We start from the raw sequence: 18,212 nt of genomic DNA on the forward strand, positions 1-18,212 counted from the left end.
GGACCGGCCCCAGGGTGCTCAGGCAGCGGCGGATGATCGCAGTCCTGTGCAGTCCAGGATCGTCGACGGGCAGGCCACGAGCGCGCAGGAACCGGCAGACGGGCTTGGCCGCGAGACGGGTGTCGAGGCGGGCCAGGTCGTGGACGTCACGCTTGTCAGGGACGGCGCCAGCCCGGCACAGGCAAGGCACAGGCACAGGCAAGGCACAGGCACAGGCACAGGCACAGGCACAGGCACAGGCACAGGCACAGGCACAGGCACCCGGGCGCGTCCCCCCGAGAGGACGCGGCAGCCCGCGACGTTCCCAGTTACGCAGGACGAGTGCGATGGCTGCCAGAAGGAGGCATCCGTGGCTCCTGTGGAGGTGCCGCCGACAGGTCTCGACCTGGCCGCCGGGGGGAGTGCCGGGGTGCTTGTCGGCGTAGTGCTCGATCTGTCGGCGCAGTCCCTCGTTCTCCGCTCGCCAGGAGGCCTTGAAGTTGCACTCGTCGCACCAGTAGCGGTTGACCATGTGAACTCTTTGCCCGGCGTGTATGCGCAGGGAGCGCCGACCTCGACGGTGGCCTCGGTCATGTCGGCTGTACAGGTCAGGGAACCGGCCATCCGTGACCGGTGGTCACAGGTGGGCTCGCCGCCGTCCGTACTGGCGGGTAGGGAGATGTTCGGTGGGTGACGGTCTTGGCATTCTGTTACGCAGGCTCCGCGAGGAGGCAGACCTTACGCAGGAGCAGGTGGCCGAGCGGTCCGGGGTGAGCGTGCACACCATCCGCCCCCTGGAAAGTGGCAGTTCGCCGAACCGAACCTGGGCCGGAGCAAGGAGCCGGGCTTGTTTCCGCGATCGCCCGCGCCCACCCCTCCGGACATGACCTGTCAGGCTCTGTGTCCCCCTCCCCCATCCTGTCGCCCGTCCCTGACTCGCTTGCCGAAGCGGCGCAGGAGCTGGCGACGGAGGTCCGGCACCGCTGGCGCCACGAGGAGGCCCAACATCGGGTCCTGTCGGCCGGGACAGGACCCAGCAAGAGCTGGGCTTCCCCGTACCCGCTGACTTCCGCGAGTGGGCGACCGACTACCCGCAGATCACCATCGACGCCTTTCTGACCGTCTTCCACCCTGCCGGCCCGGCACCCGACCTCCTGACCGCAGGTGACGATCTGCTCGTCCTAGACCGCCTGCTGACGGAAGCGGGTCCCTACGACGTCCCCTACCCCTGGCCCCCGAGCCAGGAGGGCTCTGCCCCTGGGGGACCGCGGGGAGCAGCGAGCGTCTGCACTGGTACCCGGCGGGCAACCGCGTCGTCGTGGTCGACCGCTCAGGCAACTGGGAACACCCGGGCACCATGACGCGGTTCCTGGAGGACATCCTCACCCGCCAGGTGACCTGCCCGCTGTTCCCCGCCACCTTCCCCCGCCCGGGATTCACCACAACGCCCGCCTGAATTCGGCTCTGAAGGCCCGAGCCGATCACCCCTGACCCGCCGCTGGTCCACAGCCCCGCCGATTCCGGTCCCTCGCCTCCGGGACCGGCACCCAGCATGCGTCGACCGGCAGGGCAACAGCGACCTCGCCCCGAGGCGGAGCGCATGGCACGCGTTAAGACTTCGAAACCCCGAAACACGGCGGCAGAGCCCACCAGGCACAACCACTGACCAGCACGTAGACGATCGCGGCGAACAGCGTCTCATCAGGCGTGTCCTGCGTCACACCCTGTACGACTTGATGATCCGCGGCCTGTGCTCGTCCCCGGATCGGGTGGGGAAGAGAACCCGTATCTCCGTCGTGCCTGTGCCCTGGAACATCCTCTTGCCCATGGCGAGGCCGACGAACTCCCAGCGGGCCGTAGCAACGCCCCATCTGTCGCTGCGAATCCAGCAGGCATCGATGTCCCGGATGTCGACGAGCCGTACAAGGGCGCCCTCGGGGACACTCATAGGCAGCGAGCCTGGTTATCCCCGTTCGGGACGCAGGAGGACCTCGCTGCCTATGGGTGTGAACCCACAGGCGAGGAAGGCGCGTAGGGAGCGGGCGTTACCGGGGGACACTGCGGCGAAGACGGGGTCGGCTTCCGGAACGAGGGAGAGGGCGTCGGTGAGGAGCGACCGGCCGTGTCTTTGGCTGCCGTCCTGGACGTTGTGGAGTTCGATGCTCAGCTCGCGCCGTCCGGCGAGGCCGTCGGCCAGGGTGATGAGGCCGCGTTCGTCGCCGTAGACCTTGACGTTCGTCCGCAGTTCCCGGGCATGGCGGACACGTGGATGGTCATCTGCATCGGCCAGCTCTGCCAGACGTGGTGGGCCGCCCGTGCCGCGAGCTGTGAGTGTCGCGTCGGTGACGCCGATCCAGCCTTTCGGGCCGGCCAGATGCCGCAGGAAGTCCGGGGAGAGCGACGCACCGAAGCCATCTGGTGCCTGGGCTTGTACGGCCTGGCTGGTCATGGCGGTGGCGATGATGGCGTGGCCGGTGAAGGCGACCGAGCACTCGAGTCCCCCGGACAGGGGCGGCAGCAGCGTCACCCGGCCGTCGGCCGGCGGGAAGGAACCGTCGGCGGCGGCCGTGAAGAACGTCAGGAGCGGGTGCGATGTGCCCACGGTTGCTCACCTGTCTGTTGGGGAAGCCAGCGGGGAGCAATTGTCGGACAGGTTCTGTCGGTCAGTCGAGGTTGTTCATGCTGCGAAGATTTTCGGGCGTTCGACGAGTCGGTCGCGTTCGAAGCGAGTACCGGCCCGGATCAGGGCGACAAGGTGGGGTGCGTTCACGCGCGCCAACAGGCCTGTGCGGACTCGACCAACTTGAAGCATCGCGAGGGCGGCGGCGCGGGAGCCGGCACCCTCGGTGACCTTGGTGACCTCGGTGACCTTGGTGACCTCGGTGACCTTGGTGACCTCGGTGACCTTGGTGACCTTGGTGACCTTGGTGACCTTGGTCCGCAAGCGGACGGTGGCGAAGGTCGACTCGATAGCCATGGCGATCAGTTTCTTGGCACCGTCGGCGCGGACCTCGATCGTCATCAGGACGACGGCCCTGGTCTCGTCCAGGCGGATCCGCAGGTGGATGCCATCGCCCCAGACATAGACGTAGTCGGTGCCGGACAGGTCACGCTCCTGGAACGCGGCGTGGTCGGACCGCCACTGGGCAGTGAGCGGGTGACGGTGGCCGGCGACAGAGCCGAGGAACTGCTCCAGGGCGGGCACGAAGTCACCGGTGAACAGATCGTGAGGGCAGAGCCACGGCAGCACCTCGGCGATCTTCGGTGACCTGCGGCACCAAGACGCAAGGATCGCCTAGGAGAACCGCTTGTGTTCCCTGGCGGCCGCGTCGACCCGCTTGCCGTTGGCCCGTGGAACCTTCACCTCGACCACTCCGACCGCGATGGTGACCTCCCGCGGATGGTGGTGTCCGTTGCACCGAGGACGGCACGGACCGGGGCATGGACTTCCGGGATGCCGACTTCTCCCCGGACGGCTCCGTCCTCGCGGTGGCCGACGGGGTCCGGGGGACCGTGCTGCTCAGCGGCCAGGACGCCCGATTCCTCGGGAACCGCTATGCGTCGCTGCCCTAGAGCGTGGCGCCCACGGCCGTCGCCTTCAGCCCCGACGGCAAGTGGTTCGCTCAGGGCGGTGCGGCGTCGGGCGATGCCGCCGACCTGACCCTGGCGTTCGCCGACCCGTCCATCGAGCGGCAGCCGCTGCGCATCAGCTTCGAGGAGGAGGCCGCGGGTCACCGCGTGGTCCCGCCGGGCATGGAGTTCTCCGGAGACGGACAACAGCTCTTCGTCGTGACGTCCGACCACGAGGGCACGAGGTTCTGGCTGCACATGATCCGGACCCGGGAGGCCCTGGCCCCGTCGCGGTTCGTGGACGTGACGCACGGCCCTGCCGTCGCCGGGGAGCCTTTCACAGTGACCGGACCGCTGGACCTGGACGGACCGGCACCCACCGCGGCGCCGCGGATCACGGTGCAGCGACTGAACGGCCTTGAGGTCACCGACCTGCCGCCGGTCCCCGGTCTCCGGTCCCCGGCCTCCGAGGACGGAATGTTCGTCCTGCAGGACGTCCTGCCGGACCGGGCCGAAAGCGTCCACTACGTACTCGGCTACGCGGGTGACGAGGTCCATCACCTCTCGGAGCACCGGCTCGTGGTCGACACGGTCAAAGCGTCCAGCAGGATGACCCACGGCGGCCGGTATACGCACAGGGAGCAGTCCGTTCCGGAGACCGGGGCCATCGCCTGCTCGGGGAGCAGTGGGGCCCGGCGTCACGTCGGATCGTGGGCGGCGCCCACCACCGGGGACGACGGCGCGTCTGTCAGGGCGCGGGCGGCGGTCAGTTCGTCACGTGTCGCCTGTTCCACGGCCTCAAGGTAGAGGAAGGCGTCCTCACCGATCGGGACCCGCAGCGGCGTGGCGTTCTCCGAGGCGACGAGAGCGAGCACCCGGGCCGCGAAGTCCTCGGGCCGGCCCATCGTCGCGTCGTCGGCCATGCCGCGCAGTCCGTCCAGCATCTCGGCGGTCGTGGTGGCGTACTCGGGCATCCGCCGTGCGGACCGGCCCAACGAGGTCCCGTAGCGCGTGGCGAAGCCCCCCGGTTCGACCACGGTGACCCGGATGCCCAGGGGGGCGACCTCGGCGGCGAGCGTCTGGCTCATGCCCTCCAGCGCGAACTTCCCCGCGACGTAGGCGCCCAGGCCCGGAAAGGCCATCCGGCCGGCGAGCGACGAGACGTTGACGATGTGGCCGTGGCCCTGGGCACGCATGCCCGGCAGGACGAGGCGGACCAGCCGCCACGGGCCGATCAGTAGGGTTTCCAGCTGGTCGCGTATCTCGGCGTCGGAGACCTCCTCGGCGGCTCCGAACAGCCCGGCCCCGGCGTTGTTGACCAGGACGTCGATGCCGCCGAGCCGTGCGGTGGCGTGGCGGACGGCCTCCTCGCACTGGGCCGCGTCGCGCAGCTCCAGCGGGATCGGCACGATCCGCCCCGGGTGGCGGGCGGCCGTCTCCTCCAGTGCCGCGGTGCTCCGGGCGGTGACCACGACCTCGTGCCCGGCGGAGGCGGCCGCCTCCGCCAGCGCCCGGCCCAGACCCGACGAGCATCCGGTCACCAGCCAGCGTCGTCCCATACGTCCCCCCGTGGTGTACGGCATCGCTGCCGGTCCTCGTCCGGCGGGCGGCCTCGGCCGCGTCCCGGTTCCCGCGCTCATGGTGGGGCCGCCGGGAGCGGCGGGCCATGCCCGTGCGGGGGCGCGTGGGCGCATGGGAGGAGCGCGCCCGGGTGCGGCGGACGCGCCCTGCTTCACCTGTGCTTCTCGTCGCCCTCCGGCCCCTCGGTGCCCGGGCCCGGGCCTCCGGTCCCGGTACCGTCCTTGCGCGCGGCGGCCGCTCTGCGCTGTTCGCGCCGCCCGAGGAACACCTTCACCGGGAAGAGCGCCAGCCAGAACCACAGTGCCGCGTGCGGGGCGACGAAGGCGAGCGGCACGGAGAGCCCGAAGACGAGGATCGTCGCACCGAGGTCGACGGCGGTGTCCCCCCACTCCCCCACCGTCCGGACCCCGTGGCGTGTGCGCAGGGTGGCGAACATCGCGAAATGGAGCAGGTCGACCAAGCAGATGGTGGCGGCATAGGCGGCGACCGCGACCGGTTCGCGGGCCCCGTACTCGGCGAGCATCGAGGTCGGGAAGGGCACGATGGCGATGACGGCGAGGACCGCCAGCGCGAGGTACTGCGGGACGCCGCCGACGGTGGCGGCCATCGACAGGATCTGCCGCTGGTCCCGCCAGAAGACGCAGCAGATGAGGAAGGACAGCGCGTACGCGGCGAGCGACGGCAGGGACGCGCGCAGCGCCTCGTGGAACTGCTCGGTGGCGAGGCCCGGAGGGACCCGTACGTCGAGTGCGAGGAGCGTCATCGCGATCGCGAAGATACCGTCGGAGAGAGTGATCAGACGTTCCGTGCGCGGTGCCGAGGGGCTGGCGTTGTCCACCCCGACACCTTGATCCCCGTCGGGGCCGGAACGGTGGATTACTCCGACCGGTGGCATGCCGCCGGGCCGGTGCTCCTCGGAGGGGCGCCGGGGTCGGAGAGCCGGCTCGGTCGGAGGGCGGTGCCCGTGCCGGCGAGTCGGACGATGTTCATGTGCAGCCCTGGCGGCAGGCAGTGGCGGGGGCTGGGGACCGTCTCGACGACTACGAGCCGATCGAAGGAGAGCGGGACGGCGCTCGGGTCTCCGGAAAGAGCGCGCACGTGTTCGATCGTCCATCCGGTGGGGAGTCCAGAGCTCACCGGCGCATGGCCTCAGCAGTGTGCCCGTCACCGCCACTCGTCAAGGGCTGCGACCAGCGCAGTTGCTTCGTACCGGACGGCGAGCTTTTCGTGCCCGGTGGCGGCCTCCGGCATGGTCGTACGGCGCCGGGGCAGGATCCGTGGGATCCGTACACGTGCGGCGGTGGCGGCGGTCGGGTCGTGCCCGGGAGGAGAGCAGGCAGTGGTGAGGGAAGACACGGGTGCCGAGCAGGAGCGCCCCGGCATCCGGCCGGCGGTGCGGGAGACGTACGGGCCCTTGGACCTGGGGCACCAGCCGATGTTCGGCGGCGGCTTCATCAACTTCGGTTACTGGCAGGGCATCGACCTGGCCGGCCCGCTCGGCGAGGACGAGCGGGCCCGCAGTCAGCAGGCCCTGTACCGGCACGTCCTGGACGCCGCCGGGCCGCTGCGCCGGCGGCGGGTGCTCGACGTGGGCTGCGGGCTGGGCACGGGCTGCGCGGTCGCCCTCACGGAGTACGGGCCCGACGCCGTCACCGGCATGGACATCCATCCCGACCAGCTGGCCCGGGCGCGCGAGGAGCAGGCCGTACTGCTGGGCGAGCAGCCGGGCCGGCTGCGGTTCGCCGAGGGGGCCGCGGAGCGGATGCCCTGGCAGGACGGGGCGTTCGACGCCGTCGTCAGCGTCGAGGCCGTGCAGCACTTCCCCGACCTCGCCGGTTTCGCGGCCGAGACGGCGCGGGTCCTGCGGCCCGGCGGAGCCGTGGCCGTCACCAGCTTCTTCACCGCGGACGAGGCCCCCGGCCGCTCCGAACAGCTCGCGGGACTGCTGGACACGTACGCGAGCGGCCTGGACATCGCCCGGCCCGTGACCGCCCTCGCCGAGGCCTTCGCGGCCGCGGGCCTGGCCGAGGTGCGGACCGTGTCCATCGGCCCGGAGGTCTGGCGCGGCTGGGACGCCTGGCTCTCCCGCTGGTGGGCCCCGGGCACCTGGCCGCGCAACTTCCTGCGCGCGTACGAGGAGAGGATCCTCGACTACTTCGTCGTCACGGCGGTCCGGCCGCGCTGACGCGTACCCCGTCCGTCGCCGTCCCGGGCGCCTCCTCGATACTCGTGCCCTGAACGTGCACGTCAGAGGCACGTTCCTGCCTTGAGGGAGCCTGGGACAATGACTCTTGCCACACCCTTGAGGGCCCTGCGCCGGGCGCTGACCGTCGGTGCAGCCGCCCTCCTGGCGACCGCCGGCCTCGCGCCCACCGCGGCCCGCGCCGACGTCGTCACGCCCTCGACCGCGCCCTCCGTGCGGATGCTCACGTACAACGCCTGCGGCAACCTGTGCGCGCACGAAGGCGTCACGGCGGCGCAGTGGGCCGCCACGGTCAAGACCTCGATGGACAACTGGTCCGCCGACACCCTCCTGCTCACCGAGGCCTGCTACGGCCAGTACGCCGCCCTGCGCGACAGCCTCACCGGCTACCAGCCGGTCTGGCTCGCCACGAGCAGCGGTCCGGCGGGCTGCGACAAGTGGACCGATACGGGCGACAAGCGCTTCGGCATGGCGGTGTTCGTCAAGAGCACCGCGCCCGTGGAGCGACTGACCGCCGACCTGCCGGAGAACCCGCTCGACTCCAACAAGCGGGCACTGCTCTGTGCCAAGGGCGGTATCGAGGGGCGTACGGCGCTCGCCTGCGTGACCCACCTGACGCACAAGGGCGACAAGGACGAGAACGACGAGGACCTGCTCGACACGGCCCGCATCCAGCAGGCCCGGGCCGTGCGGGCCCAGGTCGACGCCTGGTCCCTGCCGGGGAACCTGCCCGTGATCCTGGGCGGCGACTTCAACGCCCACCCCGACGACCCCGAGATGGGCGAGTTCTACGGCTTCCAGGGCGGGACGGGCCGCTACGGCGAGGTGGACGAGACCGACAAGGAACGGTTCCCGACGGGCTGCGCGGGCCTGAACTACTGCCGCTCCGGCGAGTCCACGCACGACAACGGGAAGCTGGACTACATCTTCGTGTCCGCCGACCACTTCAAGACCGTGCAGGGCGATGCCATGGGCCGCACCGCCAACATGTCCGACCACAACCTGCTGCGGGGCGCGGCAGCCTGGGAGTAGGCGTCCGGAGCGCTCGGCCGGGGCTCAGCAGCCGATGTGTTCGGCATGATTCGACCCATTGCGGTCAGGTCGCCGAGGTCTACACGCGGGAGGCCCCGGCCGAACTCGTCGTTGCGGACACCTCCCGGCCCGGACCGAGCCACCGCCCGCCGAGTGGCGTCCATCCGGTGGACGCCACTCGGCGGAGTGGGTGCCGGGCACGGAGGGGCGCCCGGGGCGAGCGGGCGTCGCTTGCCGGCAGAGAGCGCATTGCGGGTATCGGAGTCGACGGCCTGTGGTTCTGGCCCATCACCCGGTTCCGGCGCTGCTCAAGGCTCGGGCGTTGGAGGTCGCGGCAGGCGAAGTCGTCCTTGCCCGACGGTTCACGCCTCGTCGCTGGTTGAGGGCGTGATCGCGTGCAGCGCGTGGCGCGTGTCTAGGGGTGGTCTGCCCCCAGGGTCCGAGTGCGCTGGGCAAGGACCTGCGCCAGCTCTCGCGGTGCGGTCGGTGCCGGCCCGCGCGGTTCAGGAGCCGGATGGCGAGCGGGAGCAGGGGACGGTCGGCGTTGAAGTCGCGGATCAATGGGTGGAGGTACAGCGGGTGCGGGGCGTCGTCTTCGGGCGCGGGCAGGTCGAGGAGTCCGAAGTCGGCCATGGACCGCAGATGGTTCCAAAGGGCAGGGCCGTCAAAGCCTTCGGCAGCACTCCTGTGCGGTCGCCAGGTCTCCTCGACGGTGCGCCGTCGGGTCTCCGCAAACGCCGAGTGGTCGGCGGGCGGGTGCCGGTTCTCGCCGAGCAGATGTCCCAGCTCCGCCCCGGTGACGACCGCCCCGGCGCTCTGGCCGACATCGGCCAAGCCGCGACCCGTCCGCCGGCCGGGCGGGACACGGCTCCGGCCGGCCCCGCAGTGTCATCGCTCTCCAGCACCGCCCTCACCTGCACCGCCCTCAACCCGCCCACTGACACCCATCGGCAACCAGTAACAGGCGCTTCCTGCTTCACCCCGAACACTCACACGGCCCCCGGTACCCACCGGGGGCCTCGTCGTGCTGCCCGGAGGAGAACGCCGTGTCCACGTTCGAAACACTGCCCCGCTTCACCGCCGGCCTCGACCGCCCCCAGGCCCGCTCCCCGCGCGTCGCCCCACCACACCGGCAACCCGGCTCACGGCACGGGGACGCCGTAGCGGATGCCATAGCTCCTCCAGCTGCCGCAAGCGCTCCGGAAGGATTGCACGGAGCCGTTCCACCTCTGCGGAGTGAGCGTCCAGGAAGGCGACGGTCTGACACTGTTCCGAAGTCGATGGTGCCGCCGAGCCGCTCGAACACTGCGGCCTCCAGTCGGACCTGGTCCCGGTTCGCGCGCGGCACCGGTTCCTGCCGGGTGGTCTTCTGGAGGTGTTCGAGGCTGGCCTGGTGCCCGGTACCGGTACCGGTACCGGTACAGCGGGAACGGTAGCGGGCATTCTGCGAAGGATCTCTCCGTGACTCATCACGACTCCTGAACCGCGAACCGTCCGACCCCGGTGCGCACAGGTGGATGTGAGCACGTCTTGACATGTGGTGTGGGTGCGGTCGGAGCCGAGCTCCTTCACGTCCGCCAGCACACGAAGGTGAAGCGTCTGATCGGAGAGCGCCCTGCGGACGCCGGCCCACCGAGGGCCGCTCGTGATTCTGCCGTGAAACCATGTCGAGTGGCCGGTAGACGGCCTACGAAGGCGAAATATCCCTCGGTCGGGTAACACCAAAGAAGCCACCCGACGGCATCTTCACCGAGCCACACGATCACGGGCTGGGACGCTCGTGCGGAGGGTTCACCACCAAGCTCCACCTGGCCGTCGGTCTCGGATCCGGCCGACTACCACCGGCGCCACGCGGTCGAGTGCGGGATCAACCGTGGTGACCCGCCACCGCCCACCCCGTCTCGGCGACCGGTCCGGTAGTAACGGCTCGATCCTCGTCCACTGAGCGTCAGTCGATGACACACGTGAACAAACGGTCAGAAGATCAAGCGGCAACGACCGGGATCTCGTTCGGGTCACCGGGGATCTCGTTCGGGTCAGCGTGCTCCGCCACGGTATTTCACCGGGGAGGCAAGTTGTGCCATGTGTGTCCGCACATGCCTTTGCAGTACGTCTGCCTGCGGCGGGTGTCGGCGACGGAGAACACCGAGACGAGGACACGGAACGCTTTGACATGTTCATCAGCCGGGAGGGCCGCGAACCCGTAGTGAGGCGGGTCCATGCAGATCATCACCGAAGGGTTGGCCGTGGGCTTCACGCCGGACCGGGCAACTCCATCACGTCCGTCCGCCGCCGTGATGTGGGCCTGCATCGCGTAGCCGGCGACTTCCTGCAGTACAGCCTGCCGTGCCACCGGGGAAAGGACGGAGAACCAAGCCGTCCCCTCGTCCAACGTGCGGAGCTTCTGGGCGACCTCGTTGACGACTCGCTCGGCTTCACGCCGAAGCGCCTGCCCATGCTCACTGCTGGACCCCGACATCTGCCGATTGTTCCACAGCACCTCGGTCGAGAACGAGCCTGAGACGAGCGGTATGACTCCTCCGCCGACTCACACGGGCTCGAGCGGCGTGTGCCCGGTCGTCGCCTCCGGGTCGCGGCTCATGACGTCGAGGGCGCCGTCGACCGGGTCGTCCTTGAACCGGCCGTCCTCTTTACCGTCGGAGGAACCATTGATGCCTACCGGGAGGTCCGGCCTGTGTTCTTCGAGTGGCAGGCTCAAGGTGCCGTCTTCGACGTCGAGCCCCCGGAGCGAGGACGAGGGTTCGGGACCACGTTCGACGGGAAAACCGTGACGGTGCAAACGGCGGGCAGGTCAAGGCCGAGGGCGGCCAGGGCGCGTTCGAGGCCGGCCCGCTCGGAGCGCCCCTCCCCCCTGCTCGTCACTTGGTTCGCTCCACGGCCGCTACCGGGGCGCGCCCGATCCGCAAGAGCACGGAGTGCGAGCGGTGGTCCGGGGGCGGCGTCTGCACTCCCATGTGTCACGCCGAGCGGTCGAGGCACCCTCCGGAGGAGTTTCCAACCCGTACCAGATGCAGCTCTCTGATCCGGTCTGATCGGCGAACACCTCCTATGCAGGCGGGACGGTCACGTGCCAGCATGACGGCGTGACAAAGATCATCAAAGGGGGGAACCTGCCGATCCCCGGGCAGGTGTGGCGGATCGCGGTCGTCCGACGGGCGGCCGGGGACGGAGTGCCGGAGGTCGACGCCTCGGCGCTCCTGCTCGACGCCACGGGCCGGGTCAGGGGCGACGGCGACCTCGTCTTCTACAACCGGCTGACCCATCCGTCCGGCGCCGTGCGCCACATCGGGCAGGTGCGCGACGAGCAGCACCGCGTCGCCGACTGGCTGGAGGTCGACACCGCACTGGTGGAGCCCGCCGTCCACCGCATCGTCATCAGCGCCTCGACCGACGCGGGGACGTTCGGACAGGTGCCGGGCCTCCACATACGGACGATCAGCGCCGGTACGGGGGAACAACTGGCGCTGTACGAGGTCGACGACGCGAGCACCGAGACGGCGTTCGTCCTCGGCGAGTTCTACCGGCGCGACGGGGCCTGGAAGTTCCGGGCCGTGGGCCAGGGGTGGGACTCCGGCCTCGTCGGCCTGGCGGAGGACTTCGGTATCGAGGGCAGGGACCCCGACGAGCCCGCTCCCGACGACGAGCCGGACCCCGGCAGCGCCCCGCCGGAGGAAATCCCCGAGGAGCTCCTGGCGAAGGTCCGGGAAGCCGAGGCCGCCGTTCCGGCGCGGGTTCCCGTTCAGGGCCCTGTACGGACCGGTCCGGTGTCGGGCGCCGGCGCCTTCGGCGAGGACTTCCCCGAGTTCGTCCGCAGCGGCAAGGGCAGGAAGACCTTCACGGTCGACGTGCCGATCCCGGCCGGCTACGTGGTGGTCGACTCCGCCCGGAAGGGCGACGGCTACTTCGGCGTGAACAGCCTGGACGAGCGCGGCAAGGACGACGTCCTCCTCGCGAACACGACCCTGGAGGACTTCGAGGGCCGGGCCGTGCTGCATCACCACGGCCGGAGTCCACTGCGCCTGCGAGTGAACGCCGTGGAGCGCGAGTGGACGATCGCCGTCCGTCCGGTGAGCGTCGTCAAGGAACTCGGCCGGAGCGCCAAGGGCCGGGGCGCCGACGTACTGCTGTACACGAGGGGCGCCGGCCGGCTCACCTCCCGGCTCCACACCTACGACCACGCGTACTTCCACATACAGGGCGATGAGCCGGACGGCCGCGACCACCTGCTGGCCAACGTGGCGAGCAGGCGCCCCAAGGACACGAAGGAGCTGCCCGAGGGGCCCCTGCTCGTGCGGGTCAGGAGCGCCGAGGGCGACTGGACCCTGGAGGTCCGTCCGCCGAAGGAGAAGGGCTCCGGCAGGTTCTGGCGCCGGGCCGCGCGCTAGGCGGTGTCTTCAGATGATCATGACCGGTGGATCACGGGGTGGTGATACGCCGTCATGAGCCGTCCGATGCGGAATGGGATTTCGTTCGGCTGTTACTGCCCGGGGTGCTACGGGGGCGGAAGCGGCCGGCCGCCCGCTGGATGACCATGCGGATCCCCTACCTCGTACTCCTGCTCAGCTGGCTGACCGTCTCCAACGAGGCCTGGCGCGCAATGCACGACGAGATGCGGGGCGCCCTGTGGGACGTCCTGTGCGGCGAGGAGCGCTCCCTCGTCGTCAACTGGTTCCACGGCCTGTGGTTCCTCGCTCTCCCTGGTCCTCGGCGGTGCGACACGTACCGCGCGGGAGCTGAAGCACCCGACGGCGTTCGCCCGTCTCATCCCGGCGAACGGCCACTACCGCGGGCCCGGGTGGGGGCTTCTGCTGGAGTTCTGGCTTCTCGTCCCGACAGGGCTGCTCCTGGGTCTCTCCATCGAGGGCCCGGTCCGGGTGGCAATCCTGCTGACCCCGTTCGTCGTGCTGTTCTCGTGGGTCCCGGTCATCGGCCACATGTGCTCGTACGGGTTCCCGTCGTCGTCGAACGTCCTGAGATCGACAGAACCGACCGGTGCCCGGTGGGTGACGTCCTGGTGGTGATCCGTGCCTTCCACCACCGTCCCACCGTGCACACCCGGTCAAGGGACGACCTACTCATCCCCGCCGTCCCGTAGCCCTACGCGACGTCCGAATGGAGACCCGGTGCCCATCCGAGCCATAGTGAACATCAGATCAGGTTGCTCATCCTGGGACCGATCGACCGCGTCGATGCAGCGGCCGACTCCGACACCGGCGAACATCTGGGGTAATCCCAACTCACCCATACGATGACGGCCTTCCGCAAGGGCGACGTGTTCCAGGGCACAGCCTGCTTCTTCTCCGACTACATCGGCATCACGCCCGAGGGCGGCCTCGTCGGAGACGACGGACCGGACATCCGCTGGAACACGCGCGGATCCCAGTGGGGCAACTGGGTCGGCGAGGGCGTCCTTCTCAGCAAGGACCGTGAGGAGGCCGTCCACTCGGCCCACCGAACGGCCCGCTCTGCCCGCTTCGAACACGGCCGGACCGTCGTAACCCCCTTCCGCTCGAACAAGTGGGTATCTCGCGATCTCGGACCGATGGCTCCAGGCTCGCGGGCCGTTCGGGGCACGGGCTGCTCGAAGCTCGGTGTCTCTGTTCCCGTGACCGGTAGCGGTTCCTGAAGGCTCTTCGATCTTGAACGACCTCTCGGGTAGGGTGACGCGACAGTTCGGGGGGGACGGATGATGAAGTGGCAAGTGCTGCGAGCGATGGCCGTGGTAGGTCTGTCAGGGGTGCTCATCACGGGATGCAGTGAGCCTGAAGGTGCGAATCGCACGGATCAGCCCTCGGCCTCCTCCTCGCCGTCGGTTGAGCCGGTCTCGGCGAAGGCGCAGGCTGCCGAGAAGGTGAAGCTCGCCGTTGAGGGGCGCGTCTCGGTGGATGAAGGGCAGTTCGGTTCGGGCACGAACTCGCCCTGCTCGACGTCGTCGCCTCAGATGTTCACCGCGAAGTGCAAGGCAGCAGCCGACGCCACTTCCGAGGCTGCCGGCCTGGCCTTGCGCGAGATCGATGGGCGCCAGGGATTCGCGACGCTCGATGCCGTCGCCCGGAAGCTCCAGGCCGCAGTGCGAACCTACGAGGCCCTGGGATGTGCCACGGGCCCGACGGCAGCCGACACGCGCAAGGCATGCCTGGAGCCGGCCGCTGTCATCGCACAGGGGTTCCCGGACTTGCGGAGCGGGGCCAATTCGGGACTGTTGGGTAAGTAGCCCCGGCAGAGACTCGGGGAACCGTTGATCAGCGAGCCCCGGGCCGAGATGTTCCGGGACTCGCGGGGACGCAGGGGTCACTCGTCCGCGATGGCGCCGTCCGCCCCGTTACCGAGCCGGTTCGATCCGCTCGTACACCACCAGCTGTCGACCGTGGGTCCGCTTCACGGCCACGATCGAGAAGTACTGCTTCAGTACAGAGAGCTTCGTCTCGTCCCGCTCGGTGTTCACCGGTATCGCCGGTGCGTCTGTCACCAGCAGTATCCGTTGCTGGGCGAGCATCGCGGCACGGATCCGGCCGGGGTCCGCCTCCAAGCCCTTCAGAGTCCCGGACGCCTCGGGGCTCTGTGCCAGGGCTATGTCCCGCAGACCGGAAAAATCCTTCGGGGTGACGGACTGGGCGTCCCGGCGCGCCGACGGGATGAAGAGGACGGCGTTCCCGGTTTCTTTCCACTGCCGGACGTCCGCCGCGACGGCCCGGACGTCGTCGATCCGGCTCGCGGGAGATCGCTTGGCCAGTAACTGCGGCAGCAGTCCGATCGTCGCGAGGACGACCACGACGGGAAGCACCCACCTGGCCGTCTTCGGGCTCCGGGACCGGACTGCCCGTGTCGCCGATCCGGCCAGGCTGCCGATCAGCAGCGCAAGGCCCAGCTGGCTGAAGAGGACGTACCTCTCCAAGTACAGCGGCTGGACCAGGGACAGACCGATGAGGCCGAGCTGCGGGATCATCAGCAGCGGCAGCCCCACCGCGGCCAAGGACAGTCGTCCCACTCCTCGGGGGCGGTCCAGCAGTGCGCCAATCCCGCCGATCAGAAGCAGGGCTGCCGGGCCGATGAGCATGTGCCAGGTCAGCGGTGGTATCCAGGAGACCTGGCCGGACTGCCCCCGGCTGAAGAGGATGAGAGGGAGCACGCAGACCACGGCCGCCGAGGAGACGACGGTCCAGCGCTTCCACACACCACGGCCGGCCCGGACCCGGAGCAGCGTCGCCAGATGCGCGGGCAGCATCATGAGCGAGAGCCAGTTCAGGAGTCCGCTCGTCGTCACAGCGACGCCGTACGCCACCCAGTACGCGGACGGGCCTCCCTGTTGGAGCACCGTCACAAGGAGCAGGGTCGCCGTCGCCGCTCCGGCTGCGACCAGGGCGTAGGGCCGCCCCTCTTGCAGATGGAACTGCACGGCGGGAAGCAGGACGAATGCCATCCCTCCGGCAAGGCCCACCCACGTTCCCGCCAGGCGTTCTCCGATGCGTCCCACACATGCGGCCGCCACCCCCCGTGGCCAGAACCGAGGGAAGTCTGAGAGTGGTGGTGCCGGCCCCGAAGCACTCGAACAGTGCGTGCATCAGCAGGTAGTAGCCCCCGTGCACGACGTCGACGTTCCCCAGCATGTACCAGATCTCAGCCGTTGAACGCGTGGCCACCTGCCAGGTCGCGGCCTCGTCCCGCCACACGCTGCCCTGCCGCGACAAACCCCATAAGCCGAGAGCAAGGGACCACAGGAGCGGAATCAGCCAGCTGATTCCGCAGCCTCGTCCTGAACCGGTCGCAGCCGGATCAAGCGCAATGCCGGCCTTCGAAACGAGAGAAGTGGAATGAGAATCGCAGATCGCAGACATCACCTTTACTGAAGCAGCGTCACAGGAATTCTGCCGATGGCGGTGCCCCGCCGACCACTGAACTGTTTTAAGGGACAATGATCAGCGAGCCCAATCCGTCATAGGTTTTTCCGGTGATGGCATCGACGCGCCAGATGTCAGCCGCCGGTTCCGCCGTAATTTCGGTCTGTTCGGCACCGGCACCGAATGAAACGTTTACCAACCATTCGGCTCGCCAGGATCCTTGCCCGCCACCGGCTTTAAGGGTGAATGCCTTGACCTGGATCCCTGCGGTGGGAGCCTGTCCGCTGGCGTGATATTTCTCCACCATTGCTTCACGTACAGCTGTCTCGGCCTGCGCGGCGGTCAGTTTAGGCTCTTCGAGTTCAAGTCGAGTGGGTCCGCGAATCAAGTTCACTTGGGAGATGGTTCCAGTCTTACTGACCTGAACGTCAAGCGTTTGCGGCATCAGGACATCACCGTTGAGCCACCGCCAGACGGTGATCCATCCGAGCCCAGTTTCGGCTCCTACCGGGTTCGTCTTGTGCACGGTGGCATCGACGGCCCACGGGTAGCGATCCTTGATATACGCCAAGGCGATGGCGTAGGCGTCTTTATCGTTGTCCGGCCTCTTCGCGTCTGGGATCGGGTATCCCATCACGGTGGGGCGGTCACTGTCTTCCAGCATGATGTTGAGTCGGTTTTTGTCCGGCCATGAAAGTGTGCCGTTGCCGAATGCCTGGGGATGGTTCTTGTCCCGACTGAGAAGGGTGAAGAGAACGTTCGTGCACGGTGCTCCGACGCAGGGCTGATCGTAGACGTGAGCCAGCACGTAGCGATCGCCGAAGGCTTCGTTCACGGCCTTCTCCACAGCCTGCCGCTGATCGGCACTGGCGGTGGACAGGCCGGTCCCGTCAACGTTGGTGAAGCTTAGGGCCGGACGTGCCAGGCCCGTTCCTGCCAGCAGAATCACCGCCGCGGTGATGAGCGAGGGCTTGGCGCCTGCGTGCCAGTCCAGAGATTCTCGTCGCGTGCGGAGCGCCACTGCCGCCGCGATGACGCCGAGAAGACCGCCGAGGATGTTCATCCGGGCGTCGGAACTGTCGCATACACGGCCCAGGCCGTCGACGGTGGCCTGGGTGAATTCGATGGCCAACGGGAGGGTGATCACGCCGACGAGGACTGGTAGCGGGCGACGGGCGGCTAATGCGGCGAACAAGCCGAGGGGTACGGTCATCGCGAGATTCCAGAGCCCTTGCGTGGTGTGAAAGGGCTGGGCGAACTGATGGTTGATGACGCACGTTTCGCCGACTGGGCCGCCTCCCATGAAGGTTACGCCGAGGACACCGGTGAGTGTGGCTGTCAGTCCGGCCCACCACACGCCTTGAGGCTTGGCCAGGCGGTTCACGAAGAACCAGGTGGCGCCGCCCAGAGCGAGAGCGGTCAGGGCACAGGCGGTCAGATATCCGAGGTGGTTTTGGAAGATCGCGGTGAACACGGGATTCCTCGTTGGGGTGGGGTTGCTGTGCGACGAAGAGCCACGCCGGAAAGGCGGGGGCCTTGGCGGTGTCGACTTCAGCAAATGGCGGCGGACGTCCGGTATTTGCCGCCGCCATAGTCGAGGGTGCCGACGCTGCTGTAGCAGTAGTGGTCGTGCGTCCTGGCTCAGGTTCGTTTCACCGTCTGGCCAGATCTGATGCCGAAGCAGGAGGGGTATGCCGTGCTACCGGGCTGGCGGTACCCCCGGCGGACCGACCTCGACGGAGGCCGCCGCGAGGGCGCCGGCCAGAGCAGCCGTACTGATCTTGTTCACGACGGTGGGAGTCGAGTGCACCTGCTCGGTCGTGGTGGACCCGACGGCGTCCATGACGCTCTTCGGTGGGCCAAGGTGTACGGCCCGCTGGCTTCAGCCGTCTCCCAGCGCAGCCTGGAAAGCGGGCGTCAGGACAGGCACGGTCTGGACATCGCCATCAGACATTGCTGTTAGCGGCCTCGATGAACTTCCGGCCCGG

17 protein-coding genes and 3 pseudogenes are annotated in these 18,212 nt (G+C 68.9%); 9 read left to right on the top strand and 11 right to left on the bottom strand.

Going from position 1 to position 18,212, the window contains the following annotated elements; genetic code table 11:
* The first annotated feature begins 533 nt into the window (after positions 1 to 533).
* Both ACWGSR_RS08330 and ACWGSR_RS08335 read left to right on the top strand, forming a co-directional pair.
* Positions 534 to 866, top strand: coding sequence for a helix-turn-helix transcriptional regulator (locus tag ACWGSR_RS08330; RefSeq protein ID WP_453564601.1), 333 nt, complete (start codon positions 534 to 536; stop codon positions 864 to 866).
* Between the two features lie 431 nt (positions 867 to 1,297).
* Positions 1,298 to 1,435, top strand: a complete 138-nt coding sequence (locus ACWGSR_RS08335; protein ID WP_453564604.1) for a hypothetical protein — start codon at positions 1,298 to 1,300, stop codon at positions 1,433 to 1,435.
* A 157-nt stretch (positions 1,436 to 1,592) separates the two neighbouring features.
* On the opposite strand, the pseudogene ACWGSR_RS08340 reads toward ACWGSR_RS08335, so the two are convergent.
* The 4 genes and pseudogenes from ACWGSR_RS08340 to ACWGSR_RS08355 all read right to left on the bottom strand — a co-directional run.
* A pseudogene (locus ACWGSR_RS08340) lies at positions 1,593 to 1,703 on the bottom strand (IS5/IS1182 family transposase); the annotation flags it as partial.
* Entirely contained in the window at positions 1,697 to 1,927 is a 231-nt protein-coding gene (locus ACWGSR_RS08345) for a hypothetical protein (protein ID WP_453564924.1), read from the bottom strand. The pseudogene ACWGSR_RS08340 and the gene ACWGSR_RS08345, both read right to left, overlap by 7 nt.
* 15 nt (positions 1,928 to 1,942) lie before the next feature.
* Positions 1,943 to 2,581 carry a hypothetical protein gene (locus ACWGSR_RS08350; RefSeq protein WP_453564607.1) on the bottom strand — a complete coding sequence of 213 codons (639 nt, stop codon included), beginning with the start codon at positions 2,579 to 2,581 and terminating at the stop codon, positions 1,943 to 1,945.
* 75 nt (positions 2,582 to 2,656) lie between these two features.
* Positions 2,657 to 3,394, bottom strand: a pseudogene (locus tag ACWGSR_RS08355) (hypothetical protein); the annotation flags it as partial.
* Positions 3,395 to 3,420: 26 nt separating this feature from the next.
* On the opposite strand from ACWGSR_RS08355, the gene ACWGSR_RS08360 reads away from it, so the two are divergent.
* Both ACWGSR_RS08360 and ACWGSR_RS08365 read left to right on the top strand, forming a co-directional pair.
* Complete coding sequence (locus ACWGSR_RS08360) at positions 3,421 to 3,552, top strand: hypothetical protein (RefSeq protein ID WP_453564609.1); 132 nt, start codon at positions 3,421 to 3,423, stop codon at positions 3,550 to 3,552.
* Positions 3,553 to 3,555: 3 nt separating this feature from the next.
* A complete protein-coding gene (locus ACWGSR_RS08365; protein ID WP_453564612.1) occupies positions 3,556 to 4,356 on the top strand; it encodes a hypothetical protein in 801 nt (266 codons plus the stop codon).
* Here ACWGSR_RS08365 and ACWGSR_RS08370 read toward each other — a convergent pair.
* Both ACWGSR_RS08370 and ACWGSR_RS08375 read right to left on the bottom strand, forming a co-directional pair.
* Positions 4,248 to 5,108, bottom strand: a complete 861-nt coding sequence (locus ACWGSR_RS08370; protein ID WP_453564615.1) for an SDR family oxidoreductase — start codon at positions 5,106 to 5,108, stop codon at positions 4,248 to 4,250. The two genes, ACWGSR_RS08365 and ACWGSR_RS08370, sit on opposite strands and share 109 nt — an antisense overlap.
* 173 nt (positions 5,109 to 5,281) lie before the next feature.
* Positions 5,282 to 5,968, bottom strand: a complete 687-nt coding sequence (locus ACWGSR_RS08375) for a TMEM175 family protein (protein ID WP_376231204.1) — start codon at positions 5,966 to 5,968, stop codon at positions 5,282 to 5,284.
* Positions 5,969 to 6,472: 504 nt separating this feature from the next.
* Here ACWGSR_RS08375 and ACWGSR_RS08380 point away from each other — a divergent pair.
* Positions 6,473 to 7,315 (top strand): class I SAM-dependent methyltransferase, encoded by an 843-nt coding sequence (locus ACWGSR_RS08380; RefSeq protein ID WP_453564618.1) that lies wholly within the window; start codon positions 6,473 to 6,475, stop codon positions 7,313 to 7,315.
* A 99-nt stretch (positions 7,316 to 7,414) separates the two neighbouring features.
* Complete coding sequence (locus ACWGSR_RS08385) at positions 7,415 to 8,365, top strand: endonuclease/exonuclease/phosphatase family protein (protein WP_453564621.1); 951 nt, start codon at positions 7,415 to 7,417, stop codon at positions 8,363 to 8,365.
* A 2,059-nt stretch (positions 8,366 to 10,424) separates the two neighbouring features.
* Here the strand turns inward: ACWGSR_RS08385 and ACWGSR_RS08390 are convergent.
* A complete protein-coding gene (locus ACWGSR_RS08390; RefSeq protein ID WP_453564624.1) occupies positions 10,425 to 10,844 on the bottom strand; it encodes a DUF5958 family protein in 420 nt (139 codons plus the stop codon).
* A 69-nt stretch (positions 10,845 to 10,913) separates the two neighbouring features.
* A complete protein-coding gene (locus ACWGSR_RS08395; RefSeq protein ID WP_453564627.1) occupies positions 10,914 to 11,084 on the bottom strand; it encodes a hypothetical protein in 171 nt (56 codons plus the stop codon).
* Positions 11,085 to 11,469: 385 nt separating this feature from the next.
* Here ACWGSR_RS08395 and ACWGSR_RS08400 point away from each other — a divergent pair, with 385 nt between their 5' ends.
* From ACWGSR_RS08400 to ACWGSR_RS08410, 3 genes are all read left to right on the top strand, one after another.
* Positions 11,470 to 12,771, top strand: coding sequence for a TerD family protein (locus ACWGSR_RS08400; RefSeq protein ID WP_453564629.1), 1,302 nt, complete (start codon positions 11,470 to 11,472; stop codon positions 12,769 to 12,771).
* A gap of 863 nt (positions 12,772 to 13,634) precedes the next feature.
* Positions 13,635 to 14,012: a hypothetical protein gene (locus tag ACWGSR_RS08405; RefSeq protein ID WP_453564632.1), complete on the top strand. Its 378-nt coding sequence runs from the start codon at positions 13,635 to 13,637 to the stop codon at positions 14,010 to 14,012.
* Between the two features lie 60 nt (positions 14,013 to 14,072).
* Complete coding sequence (locus tag ACWGSR_RS08410) at positions 14,073 to 14,600, top strand: hypothetical protein (protein WP_453564635.1); 528 nt, start codon at positions 14,073 to 14,075, stop codon at positions 14,598 to 14,600.
* A gap of 108 nt (positions 14,601 to 14,708) precedes the next feature.
* Here the strand turns inward: ACWGSR_RS08410 and ACWGSR_RS08415 are convergent.
* The 3 genes and pseudogenes from ACWGSR_RS08415 to ACWGSR_RS08425 form a co-directional block, all read right to left on the bottom strand.
* Positions 14,709 to 16,125 (bottom strand): annotated as a pseudogene (locus ACWGSR_RS08415) (glycosyltransferase family 39 protein).
* A 163-nt stretch (positions 16,126 to 16,288) separates the two neighbouring features.
* A complete protein-coding gene (locus ACWGSR_RS08420) occupies positions 16,289 to 17,698 on the bottom strand; it encodes a VanZ family protein (protein WP_453564638.1) in 1,410 nt (469 codons plus the stop codon).
* Positions 17,699 to 17,923: 225 nt separating this feature from the next.
* Positions 17,924 to 18,067: a hypothetical protein gene (locus ACWGSR_RS08425; protein WP_453564641.1), complete on the bottom strand. Its 144-nt coding sequence runs from the start codon at positions 18,065 to 18,067 to the stop codon at positions 17,924 to 17,926.
* Positions 18,068 to 18,212 lie beyond the last annotated feature (145 nt).

This window comes from Streptomyces sp. NPDC055632, from assembly GCF_053618675.1.

What these genes read in the sequence shown, in the direction of transcription:
- ACWGSR_RS08385 (WP_453564621.1), top strand. Translation starts at nt 7,415, where the DNA reads ATGACTCTTGCCACACCCTTGAGGGCCCTGCGCCGGGCGCTGACCGTC.
- ACWGSR_RS08345 (WP_453564924.1), bottom strand. Translation starts at nt 1,927, where the DNA reads ATGAGTGTCCCCGAGGGCGCCCTTGTACGGCTCGTCGACATCCGGGAC.
- ACWGSR_RS08390 (WP_453564624.1), bottom strand. Translation starts at nt 10,844, where the DNA reads ATGTCGGGGTCCAGCAGTGAGCATGGGCAGGCGCTTCGGCGTGAAGCC.
- ACWGSR_RS08405 (WP_453564632.1), top strand. Translation starts at nt 13,635, where the DNA reads ATGACGGCCTTCCGCAAGGGCGACGTGTTCCAGGGCACAGCCTGCTTC.
- ACWGSR_RS08410 (WP_453564635.1), top strand. Translation starts at nt 14,073, where the DNA reads ATGATGAAGTGGCAAGTGCTGCGAGCGATGGCCGTGGTAGGTCTGTCA.
- ACWGSR_RS08360 (WP_453564609.1), top strand. Translation starts at nt 3,421, where the DNA reads ATGGACTTCCGGGATGCCGACTTCTCCCCGGACGGCTCCGTCCTCGCG.
- ACWGSR_RS08330 (WP_453564601.1), top strand. Translation starts at nt 534, where the DNA reads ATGCGCAGGGAGCGCCGACCTCGACGGTGGCCTCGGTCATGTCGGCTG.
- ACWGSR_RS08425 (WP_453564641.1), bottom strand. Translation starts at nt 18,067, where the DNA reads ATGGACGCCGTCGGGTCCACCACGACCGAGCAGGTGCACTCGACTCCC.
- ACWGSR_RS08370 (WP_453564615.1), bottom strand. Translation starts at nt 5,108, where the DNA reads ATGGGACGACGCTGGCTGGTGACCGGATGCTCGTCGGGTCTGGGCCGG.